Origin of the sequence: Acidocella sp. MX-AZ02, assembly GCF_000306035.1 — a bacterium.
Taxonomy (GTDB): domain Bacteria; phylum Pseudomonadota; class Alphaproteobacteria; order Acetobacterales; family Acetobacteraceae; genus Acidocella; species Acidocella facilis.
Genome location: NZ_JH976209.1, coordinates 284,678 through 295,192 on the forward strand (window position 1 = coordinate 284,678; position 10,515 = coordinate 295,192).

Here is a 10,515-nt window from a genome sequence, read left to right on the forward strand (position 1 = left end):
TGTTGTCTCCAACAAAAAACGGCGCCTTTCGGCGCCGTTTCGCGTGACTTACGCGGAGTAGTACATCTCGAACTCGACCGGGTGCGGCGTGTGTTCGAACTTGTACACTTCCTTCCACTTCAGCTCGATATAGCTCTCGATCTGCTCCTTGGAGAACACGTCGCCGGCGAGCAGGAACTCGTGGTCGGCTTCCAGGGCGCCCAGGGCTTCGCGCAAGCTGCCGCAGACGGTCGGGATGTCCTTCAGCTCTTCCGGCGGCAGGTCGTACAGATCCTTGTCCATCGGGTCACCCGGGTGGATCTTGTTCTTGATGCCGTCGATCGCCGCCATCATGATCGCGGAGAAGGAGAGGTAGGGGTTGCAGGTCGGATCCGGGAACCGCACCTCGACACGCTTCGCCTTCGGGCTGGTCGTGTACGGAATACGGCAGGAGGCGGAGCGGTTGCGGGCGGAATAGGCCAGCAGCACCGGCGCCTCGAAGCCCGGGATCAGACGCTTATAGGAGTTGGTGGACGGGTTGGAGAACGCGTTGATCGCCTTGGCGTGCTTGATGATGCCGCCGATGGCGTACAGGCAGGTCTCGGACAGATCCGCATAACCATTGCCCGCGAAGAGCGGCTTGCCGGCCTTCCAGATGGACAGATGGGTGTGCATGCCCGAGCCGTTATCGCCATAGATCGGCTTCGGCATGAAGGTCGCGGTCTTGCCGTAGGAATGGGCGACATTGTGGACGCAGTATTTATAGATCTGCATCTGGTCGGCCATGGTGGTCAGGGACGCGAACTTGGTGCCCAGCTCATGCTGGGACTGCGCCACCTCATGGTGATGCTTCTCGATCGGCAGGCCCATCTCGCCCATGGCGGAGAGCATCTCGGCGCGCAGGTCGGATTCGCTATCCACCGGCGGGACCGGGAAATAGCCGCCCTTGACGACCGGGCGGTGGCCCATATTGCCCTCGGGATAATCCTTCAGCGAGGAGCCGGGGCCCTCGATGGAATCGAGCTGATAGATGCCGTAATTGCCGCCGGTGCCGAACTTCACGTTGTCGAAGATGAAGAACTCGGCTTCCGCGCCGATGAAGGCGCTATCGCCGATGCCGGTGGACTTCAGGTAAGCCTCGGCCTTCTTCGCGGTGGAGCGCGGGTCGCGGGCATAGCCCTGGCCGGTGGAGGGCTCGACGATGTCGCAGAACAGGATCAGGCTCGGCTTGGCCGAGAACGGGTCCAGCACGGCGCTGTCCAGGTCCGGCTTCAGGATCATGTCGGACTCGTTGATCGCCTTCCAGCCGGCGATGGAGGAGCCGTCGAACATGAAGCCGTCTTTCAGGCTGTCCTCGTCCACGGTGGAAACGTACTGCGCGGTGTGCTGCCACTTGCCCTTGGGATCGGTGAACCGCAGATCGACATACTCGACCCCGTTCTCCTTGATCATGTTCAGAACTTTGGCGACGGCATCGCCGCCCTCGGCCTTCTTAGCCATAGACTTTACCCCGTTAATAATTGTTACCCGTTGAGGCCAAGCGGCGCGCACCATGCGGACCGCCCTTGAAACGCGTAGCGCCCGGCATGTTAAACATGCCGGGCTGCTTGGCAATGGTGGTTAGACCGCTGCCTCGCCCTTTTCGCCGGTCCGGATGCGGATGGCCTCTTCGATGGAGGAGATGAAGATCTTGCCATCGCCGATGCGCCCGGTGCGGGCGGCGTTGGTGATCGCCTCGACGGCGCGCTCGACGACCGCGTCGTCGCACACCACTTCGATCTTCACCTTCGGCAGGAAGTCCACAACATATTCGGCGCCGCGATAGAGCTCGGTATGGCCCTTCTGACGCCCAAATCCCTTGGCTTCGACGACAGTGATGCCCTGCAGGCCAACCTCGTGCAGCGCTTCCTTCACTTCATCCAGCTTGAACGGCTTGATGATCGCTTCGATCTTCTTCATCTGGTTTACGCCGGGCCCGGGGCCCCTGCGTCCTCCTCTGGTTTCGTCGGACAGCACGCTTGGAACCCCGCCCCGGCATCAGGTGGGCAAGCGCACGCCAGCCAACGGGCTGACGAAATTACGCTTTGCACAAGCCATGCCAGAACGATTTTCCGCGCGGTGCCGCGGTTGCGGCAATCGCATCAAAGGCGAAAACGCGGTTTTGCTCAAGCGGCGGCGATTTCGGCCTAAATTTTGAGCAATCTTGCCGCCTGCGCTTTGGGCGGCTAAATCCTGCTGCCCGAGTTTAGGATTTGGATGCCGTGAAACCTGTGAATGCGCTGCTGGCCGCGACCGGCACCACCATCTTCACTGTGATGTCCGCGCTCGCGGTCGAGCATCAGGCGATCAATCTCGGCCAAGGGTTTCCGGATACCGAGGGCCCGGAGGATATCGTGCGGGCGGCGGCCGAGGCGCTGCTGGACCATCGCAACCAATATCCGCCGCTGACCGGCCTGCCGGAGCTGCGCGCCGCCGTCGCCGCGGCCAACCAGCGTTTCTACGGGCTGGAGATCGATCCGGTGCACGGCGTCGTCGTCACCTCCGGCGCCACCGAGGCGATCACCGCGAGCCTGATGGCGTTGCTCAACCCGGGTGACGAGGTGGTGCTGATCGAGCCGCTTTATGACACCTATCTGCCGGTGGTGAAGCTGCTCGGCGCCGTCCCCAGGCTGGTCCGGCTGGAACCGCCGAACTGGGAGCTGCCGCGCGCCGAGCTGGAAGCCGCCTTCGGGCCGAAGACCAAGGCGCTGCTGCTGAACTCGCCGATGAACCCGACCGGCAAGGTCTTCACCCCCGATGAGCTGGCCTTCATCGCCGCCCTGCTGCGCCGGCACGATGCCTATGCGGTGTGCGACGAGGTCTATGAGCATCTGGTCTTCGCCGGCGCCCGGCATGTGCCGCTGGCCACCCTGCCGGACATGGCCGAGCGGAGCTTGCGCATCGGCAGCGCCGGCAAAACCTTCTCCCTCACCGGCTGGAAGGTGGGTTACATCTCCGGCCCCGCCGCGCTGATGAGCGTGGTGGCCAAGGCGCACCAGAACCTCACCTTCACCACCCCGCCCAATCTGCAACGCGCCGTCGCCTACGGGCTGGGCAAGCCGGATGCGTATTTCGACGGCCTGGCCGGCGGGTTGCAGGCGCAGCGCGATCTGCTGGATGCCGGCCTCACCCGGCTCGGTTTTCGCACCCTGCCGGCCCAGGGCAGCTATTTCATCACCGCAGATTTTTCACCGCTGGGCTTCGAGGGCGATGATGTCGCCTTCTGCCGCATGATCACCCAGGAGGCCGGGGTGGCGGCGATTCCGGTTTCCGCCTTCTATGTCGGCGCCGCGCCGCGCCATTATGCGCGCTTCGCCTTCTGCAAGCAGATCCCGGTTCTGGAGGAGGCTCTGCGCCGGCTCGAACGCTGGGTGGCCAAAACCCCATTGACGGCGCTGGCTTGACCGCGCTACTTGGCCCCATCCTGGATGGCGGACGTAGCTCAGTTGGTAGAGCGCCGGTTTGTGGTACCGGTTGTCGCGGGTTCAATCCCCGTCGTTCGCCCCAGGTTTCCCTTATAAATTTGCGAAGATACGCCTTTTTTGAAAAAAAGGCGCCCCAAAAAACTTTTGCTCCTTTGCGCCCGGGTGGTTCATGGCTGTTGCCGCGCTGATTCTGGCTGGGGGCAAAGCCACGCGCATGGGGGGCGCGGATAAGGCGCTGATCCTGCTGCAAGGCCGGCCGCTTTTGGCGCATGTGCTGGAGCGCCTGGCCCCGCAGGCCGCCCCTATCGCCCTCTCCGCCAATGGCGATCCTGCCCGCTTCGCGGCTTTTGGCTTGCCGGTGCTGCCCGACGCGCCGGAGTTCGCCCATTGCGGCCCGCTGGCCGGGGTGCAGGCCGGGCTGGCCTGGGCCGCCGCGCAGGGGGCGGATTTCCTGCTCACCATCCCGGTGGACACGCCCTTCTTTCCGGCCACCCTGGCGGCCGACCTCGCCCCCGGCCCGTCCGTCGCGGTCTATGCCGGGCGCCAGCACCACCTCGCCGCCCTCTGGCCGGTCGCCTTCCTGCCCGCTCTGGAAAATTTCCTGCGCCAGGACGCTAAATTCAAAGTCCGCGACGCGCTGGCCCTGTGCCAGGCCCGCCAGGTGCATTTTACAGCCCCCGCCGACCCCTTCGCCAACCTCAACAGACCTGAGGATCTCTCGGGTTTCGGCTGAATTTCAACGGCCTGTAAAAGATTTACGCTGCATATGCGAAGTGAGTGCAGGCTTTCACATATTTACCGGGTTTTTTCACAAAACCTTCTGACGCGCCGCAAAACCGGGTGTATTTGAACTGCCGCAACCATCCATTCCGGACGTTCAGCGGAGACCCAAATGTCGTACCAAGATAGCATCCGTACCACCAGCGAACTGATCGCCGCCAAGGGCGGCACCTGGGACGGAATTTCCCCGGAGGCCGTGGCCCGCATGCGGCTGCAGAACCGTTTCCGCACCGGGCTGGATATTGCCCGCTACACCGCCAAGGTGATGCGCGAGGACATGGCGGCCTACGACGCCGACCCGGCGAACTACACCCAGTCGCTCGGCTGCTGGCACGGCTTCATCGCGCAGCAGAAGATGATCTCCATCAAGAAGCATTTCGGCACCACCAAGCGCCGCTATATCTATCTCTCCGGCTGGATGATCGCCGCCCTGCGCTCCGAATTCGGCCCGCTGCCCGACCAGTCCATGCATGAGAAAACCTCCGTCCCGGCGCTGATCGAGGAGATCTACACCTTCCTGCGCCAGGCCGATGCGCGTGAGCTGGGCGGCCTGTTCCGCGAGCTGGACGCGGCACGCGACGCCGGCGATCTCGCCAAGCAGAAAGAGATCCAGAGCAAGATCGACAATTTCGAAACCCATGTCGTGCCCATCATCGCCGATATCGATGCCGGGTTTGGCAATGCCGAAGCGACCTATCTGCTGGCGAAGAAGATGATCGAGGCCGGCGCCTGCGCGCTGCAGATCGAAAACCAGGTCTCCGACGAAAAGCAGTGCGGCCATCAGGATGGCAAGGTCACTGTCCCGCATGAGGATTTTGTCGCGAAAATTCGCGCTCTGCGCTACGCTTTCATGGAAATGGGCGTCGAGGACGGGATTATCGTCGCCCGTACGGACAGCCTGGGGGCGGGCCTGACCAAGCAGATCGCCTTCTCCAAGGAGCCGGGCGATATTGGCGACCAGTATAATGCCTTCCTGGATTGCGACGAGGTCGATACCGCCACGATCGGCAATGGCGATGTGCTGATCACCCGCAATGGCAAGCTGCTGCGTCCGAAGCGTCTGCCCTCCAACCTGTTCCAGTTCCGTGCCGGCACCGGGGCGGATCGCTGCGTGCTGGATTGCATCAACGCGCTGAACAACGGCGCCGACCTGCTCTGGATCGAGACCGAGAAGCCGCATATCGAGCAGATCGCCTCGATGGTCGACCGCATCCGCGAAGTCGTCCCCAACGCCAAGCTGGCCTATAATAATTCCCCGTCCTTCAACTGGACGCTGAATTTCCGCCAGCAGGTCTTCGATGCGATGAAGGCACGGGGCGAGGATGTCTCGGCCTATGACCGCGCCAAGCTGATGAGCGCTGATTACGACGCCACCCCGTTGGGCCTGGAAGCCGATGAGAAGATCCGCACCTTCCAGCGCGACGCGGCGCAGCGCGCCGGCATCTTCCATCATCTGATCACGCTGCCGACCTATCACACCGCGGCCCTGTCCACCGACAATCTGGCCAAGGAATATTTCGGCGCGCAGGGCATGCTGGGCTACGTTGCCGGGGTGCAGCGCCAGGAGATCCGCCAGGGCATCGCCTGCGTGAAGCACCAGAACATGTCGGGCTCCGACATCGGTGACGATCACAAGGAGTATTTCGCCGGCGAGGCCGCGCTGAAGGCCGGCGGCGTGCACAACACGATGAACCAGTTCGCGGCGTAACCGCCCCCCCTTCAGGTGCGGCGCAAGAACCGCACGATTTTCAACTTGTGAACGGCCCGGCCTCGTCCGGGCCGTTTTTTATCGCCCGGCGCTGGGCAAAGCCCGCCGCAGCCCATAAGAGCCGCGCATGTCCCGCATCATCCGGCATTTCTGGACGCTCTATCTCACCTTGCTTGGGCTCGGCGCGCTCGCCCTGCTGGCGCCGCTGCTGGCGCGCGGGCTGGCCGATGTGGAAATCGATTCGGATGAGGGCTGGAATGTTGTGCGGGCATTGCGCGCGGCGGCACATGTGCAGCTCTATGGGCAGCCGCCGGGGCTGGATTTCACCAATTACCCGCCGCTCTCCTTCCATCTGATCGGCGCACTCAGCGCGCTGGGGCTGGACCCGCTTTTCACCGGCCGGGCGCTGGCGCTGCTGGCCCTGCTGGGGCTGGGCGGGCTGGCGGGTTCGCTGGTGGCGCGGCTTTGCGGCCAGGCCTGGGCCGGCGCCTGCGCCGGGCTGGGCTTCATCCTCTTCCTGGCCTTGTTCATGCCGGTGCGGGTCGCGGTGGATGACCCGCAGCTGCTCGGCATGTTGGCCGAGATGGCGGGGTTCGTGCTGTTCCTGCGGCGCGGCCCGCTCTGGCTGGTCGCCTTTCTGTTCGTACTGGCCTTGTTCACCAAACACTCTTTGCTGGCGCTGCCGATCGGGGTGGGGCTCGCTTTGCTCTGGCAGCGGCGCTGGGCCGAGCTGGGCCTCTTCCTGGCGGCCGGTATGGGGCTGGCGGATGCGCTGCTCTGGCTCAGCTTCCGGTTCGACGGCCCGTATTTTTTCGCGCATCTGCTCGCCCCGCGCGCCTTTTCCTGGCAGGACATGGCCTCCCAGACCGGCAGTTTCCTCGTCCGCTTCTGGCCGCTGCTGGCGCTGGCCCTCGGCTGGGGCTGGCAAGGGCGGCGCGAGCCAGCGCCCCAGGCCTGCCTGCTGGCGCTGATCGTGGCGCTGGTCCTGGGCATCGGCTTCTCCGGCGGCGATGGCGTCGGGCTGAACGTGTTTTTCGAGGCGCTCTGGCTGGGCACGCTGATGGCGGTGATGGCGGGGGCGGCGCAGGGTGGCTGGCGGCGCTGGGCCTTGCTCTGGCCGCTTTTGTTCCTGCCGATGGCCAGCCTCTCCGCCTGGCGCGAGCTGGACGCCCTGCCCCAGGCGCGGGCAGAGTTCGCCGCCGCGCGCACGGTGTTGCAGGCCATCAAGGGCCCGGTGGTGTGCGAAAACCTGCTGCTTTGCACCGAAGCCGGGCATCAATCGGCTTTCTCGCCCTATTTCGTCGCCAGCCGCATCCGCGACGACAAGCTCTCGGCGGCGCAGATCGACACGCTGCTGCGCAGCCACAGCCTCGTCGCGGTGCAGGTCGGCGCCACCGACCGGCCCATCCATCGCCCGCAATTCACCCCTGACTTTCTGGCCATCCTGCACCAGGATTATCGCCCGCTTCAGCAGGGCCGCACGCTCTCGCTCTGGGTGCCGCGCTAGCCGTGCGGCATCGCCCGGTTTGCCCCCAGTTTGCCCCCAGTTTGCCCCCAGTTTGCCAGGCCCGAACCCCGCATGGTAAGCGCTTTGCCCTGACGGGGGCAGGGCGCATGCCCGTTCCTTGCAATCTTTCCGGAGATGATCGGACCAAGGCATGGCAAAGAAACTCGTTTGGGGCCGGGCCTGGCATGGCCGTTCCTATGACCTCGGCAAAATGACCCTGCCGGAGCTCTGGGCTGCCTACATCACCTATCCTGCGATCAATCTCTACGCGGCCATCGCGCTCGCCGCAGGGCTCTATGCCGGTTTCACCGTCCGGCACTGGGCGCAGATCGTGCTGCCGATCGTCGCGGTGCTGATCGTCTATCCTCTGGTCTGGTACGGGCTGCACCGTTTCGTGCTGCATGGGCGCTGGCTCTACCGGATGCGCTGGAGTGCGGCGCTCTGGAAGCGCATCCATTTCGACCATCACCAGGACCCGCATAAGCTCGAAGTGCTGTTCGGCGATCCGCTGAACACCATCCCGACCATGGCGATCATCACCCTGCCGATCGGCTTCGCCCTGGGCGGCTGGGCCGGCGCGGCGACGGCGATCTGTACGGCGTTGGTGACCACCTGCGTCTATGAGTTTTTCCATTGCATCCAGCATCTGAACTACAAGCCGAAAAACCGCTTCGTGCAGATGCTCAAGCGCGACCATCTGCTGCATCATTTCCAGGATGAGAGCGGCAATTACGGCATCGTCTCCTTCCTGCCGGACAAGATTTTCGGCTCCTATTACCAGGAGCGCGGCCGCAGCCCGACCGTGTTCAATCTCGGCTATGATGTCGAGCAGGCGAAGCGTTACCCCTGGGTGATGGAGCTGACCGGCAGCCCCCCGCGTGACCGCCCCCCTGGTGCCACGGACGAACAAGGAAAGCGCCCCGCCTGATGCAGGATATTCAAATTGTCCCGGTGACGGATAAAAAGCTCCTCAAACGCTTCATCCTGTTGCCCGAGCGGCTGCACCAGAACGACCCCGCCTATATCGCCCCGCTGCATATGGAGCGCGAGGAAGCGCTGGGGCCGAAGAACCCGTTTTTCGGCCATGCGCAGGTGCAGTTCTGGCTGGCGGTGAAAGATGGGCGCGATGTCGGCCGCATCTCCGCGCAGATCGACACGCTGGCGCAGTCTTTGAACCCGGAGGCGCCGGGCCTGTTCGGCATGCTGGCGGCGGAGAATGATCTGGACCTGTTCCAGACGCTGCTGGAAACCGCCGCTGGCTGGCTGCGCCAACGCGGCATGAAAGTGATGCAGGGCCCGTTCAACCTCAACATCAACGAGGAAACCGGCGCGCTGATCGACGGCTTCGCCAGCAAGCCGATGCTGCTGATGCCGCATGACCTGCCTTATGTGGCGCGAAATCTGGAAACGCTCGGCTTCGCCAAGGCCAAGGATGTCATCGCCTATCTCTACGATATCCGCGAGGAGCTGCCGGAATCGGTGCAGCGTTTGCTCGCCCGTCCGCTGCCGCCCGGCATCACCGTGCGCCAGATGGACATGAAAAACCTGCCCGCCGAGATCAAGAACGTCACCTCCATCTTCAACGATGCCTGGTCGCAGAATTGGGGCTTCGTGCCGTTGACCGAGGCGGAGACGGACTATCTCTCCAAATCGCTGAAGCCGCTGCTGCATCCGCGTCTGACCAGCCTGGTCGAGCGCGACGGCGAGCCGGTGGCCTTCATGATCGCGCTGCCCAATCTGAACGAGGCGATCGAGGGGCTGAACGGCAAGATCCTGCCTTTCGGCTGGGCCAAGCTGCTCTGGCGGTTGAAGGTCTCGGGGGTGAAGACCGCGCGGGTGCCGCTGATGGGCGTGCGCCGCTCGGCGGCGAAGGACATGCTGGGCAGCCTGCTGCCCTATCTGATGATCGACATGGTCCGCCGCGAAGGCCGGCAGCTGGGTTATACCCATATCGAGCTGTCCTGGATTCTTGAGGACAATATGCCGATGCGCCGGATGATCGAAGGGTTGAAGGCGGCGCCGTACAAGACCTACCGGGTGTTCGAGGCGGGGCTGTAAGCACCAAATTTTGGAGCTGGAGCGCGTGGTGAAGCCAGAGCAGGATCAGCGGCTGGTCGGGTTGTTGGCCGTGCTCGGCTCGCAAAGCTCCGTCAATCTCGGCGCGGCCTTCGCCAAATCGCTTTTTTTGGTGATCAGCCCGGCCGGTGTCACCTGCCTGCGCGTCACCTTTGCGGCGCTGCTGCTGGTGGCGCTGCGCGCCCCCTGGAAGCGTGTGCCGCCACCCTCCACCCGGCCGGCGCTGCTGCTCTACGGCGCCATGCTGGCGGCGATGAACCTCGCCATCTACCAGGCCTTTCAGCGCATCCCCATCGGCATCGCGGTCGGCATCGAAGTCACCGGGCCGCTCGCCATCGTGCTGCTCTCCTCGCGCCGGCCACGGGATTTTCTCTGGCTGCTGGTGGTGGCCCTTGGTCTGGCGCTGCTGCTGCCCTTGCATGTGAAGGACAGGCTGAACCCGCTCGGCATCGCCTTCGCCCTGGCGGCGGCGTCGGCCTGGGCGCTTTATATCGTCGCCGGCAAGCGTGTCGCCGCCAGCCTGGGGGCGAATGCGGTCACCTGGGGGATGATCGTCGCCGCCCTCCTCGTCGCCCCACTCGGCGCCGCGGTACTGAATTTCGGCCAGCTGCGCCCCTGGCAGCTCGGCATCGCGCTCGCGGTCGGGCTGCTCTCCAGCGCGGTGCCTTATTCGCTGGAGATGGAGGCGATGAAGCGCCTCTCCGCCCGGGTGTTTTCCATCCTGCTCAGCGCTGCCCCGGCGATTGCCGCCTTTGCCGGGTTTCTGGTGCTGGGCGAGCGCCTGACCTGGCTGCAATGGGGCGCGATGCTGTGCATCATGGCCGCCTCCGCCGGCAGCGCGCTGACCGCGCCGGTGACGCCGCCGCCGCCGATATTGGAAACCTGAATTTATAAAAGTTTTTGGGGTTTGGCCCTTTTTTCAAAAAGGGCCAAGAGAGGTCGGGGTGGTGGCGACGGCGTTGCCACCACCCCGAACGTTCGTGGGGAGTTTTTGAAAAAAG

General features: G+C 64.2%; 9 protein-coding genes and 1 tRNA gene. 8 read left to right on the plus strand and 2 right to left on the minus strand.

Annotation, left to right across the window (positions count from 1 at the left end; genetic code table 11):
• Window positions 1-48: 48 nt before the first annotated feature.
• Window positions 49-1,479 carry a type I glutamate--ammonia ligase gene (gene glnA / locus MXAZACID_RS13570; RefSeq protein ID WP_008495009.1) on the minus strand — a complete coding sequence of 477 codons (1,431 nt, stop codon included), beginning with the start codon at window positions 1,477-1,479 and terminating at the stop codon, window positions 49-51.
• A 120-nt stretch (window positions 1,480-1,599) separates the two neighbouring features.
• The gene (locus MXAZACID_RS13575) at window positions 1,600-1,938 is read right to left on the minus strand and encodes a P-II family nitrogen regulator (RefSeq protein ID WP_008495010.1); all 339 of its coding nucleotides are present in this window, start codon (window positions 1,936-1,938) and stop codon (window positions 1,600-1,602) included.
• A gap of 302 nt (window positions 1,939-2,240) precedes the next feature.
• Here MXAZACID_RS13575 and MXAZACID_RS13580 point away from each other — a divergent pair, with 302 nt between their 5' ends.
• From MXAZACID_RS13580 to MXAZACID_RS13615, 8 genes are all read left to right on the plus strand, one after another.
• On the plus strand, window positions 2,241-3,422 hold the full coding sequence (locus MXAZACID_RS13580; RefSeq protein WP_039885509.1) for an aminotransferase: 1,182 nt from the start codon (window positions 2,241-2,243) through the stop codon (window positions 3,420-3,422).
• A 27-nt stretch (window positions 3,423-3,449) separates the two neighbouring features.
• Window positions 3,450-3,525 (plus strand) — tRNA-His (locus tag MXAZACID_RS13585).
• An 87-nt stretch (window positions 3,526-3,612) separates the two neighbouring features.
• Window positions 3,613-4,176 carry a molybdenum cofactor guanylyltransferase MobA gene (mobA, locus tag MXAZACID_RS13590; protein WP_008495012.1) on the plus strand — a complete coding sequence of 188 codons (564 nt, stop codon included), beginning with the start codon at window positions 3,613-3,615 and terminating at the stop codon, window positions 4,174-4,176.
• Window positions 4,177-4,335: 159 nt separating this feature from the next.
• Window positions 4,336-5,931, plus strand: coding sequence for an isocitrate lyase (locus MXAZACID_RS13595; RefSeq protein ID WP_008495013.1), 1,596 nt, complete (start codon window positions 4,336-4,338; stop codon window positions 5,929-5,931).
• 127 nt (window positions 5,932-6,058) lie between these two features.
• Entirely contained in the window at window positions 6,059-7,438 is a 1,380-nt protein-coding gene (locus MXAZACID_RS13600; RefSeq protein ID WP_008495015.1) for a DUF2029 domain-containing protein, read from the plus strand.
• 151 nt (window positions 7,439-7,589) lie between these two features.
• The gene (locus MXAZACID_RS13605) at window positions 7,590-8,366 is read left to right on the plus strand and encodes a sterol desaturase family protein (protein WP_008495016.1); all 777 of its coding nucleotides are present in this window, start codon (window positions 7,590-7,592) and stop codon (window positions 8,364-8,366) included.
• A complete protein-coding gene (locus MXAZACID_RS13610; RefSeq protein ID WP_008495017.1) occupies window positions 8,366-9,496 on the plus strand; it encodes a hypothetical protein in 1,131 nt (376 codons plus the stop codon). The genes MXAZACID_RS13605 and MXAZACID_RS13610 overlap by 1 nt, the downstream gene beginning before the upstream one ends.
• 28 nt (window positions 9,497-9,524) lie before the next feature.
• On the plus strand, window positions 9,525-10,400 hold the full coding sequence (locus tag MXAZACID_RS13615; protein WP_039885510.1) for a DMT family transporter: 876 nt from the start codon (window positions 9,525-9,527) through the stop codon (window positions 10,398-10,400).
• The last annotated feature ends 115 nt before the right edge of the window (window positions 10,401-10,515 follow it).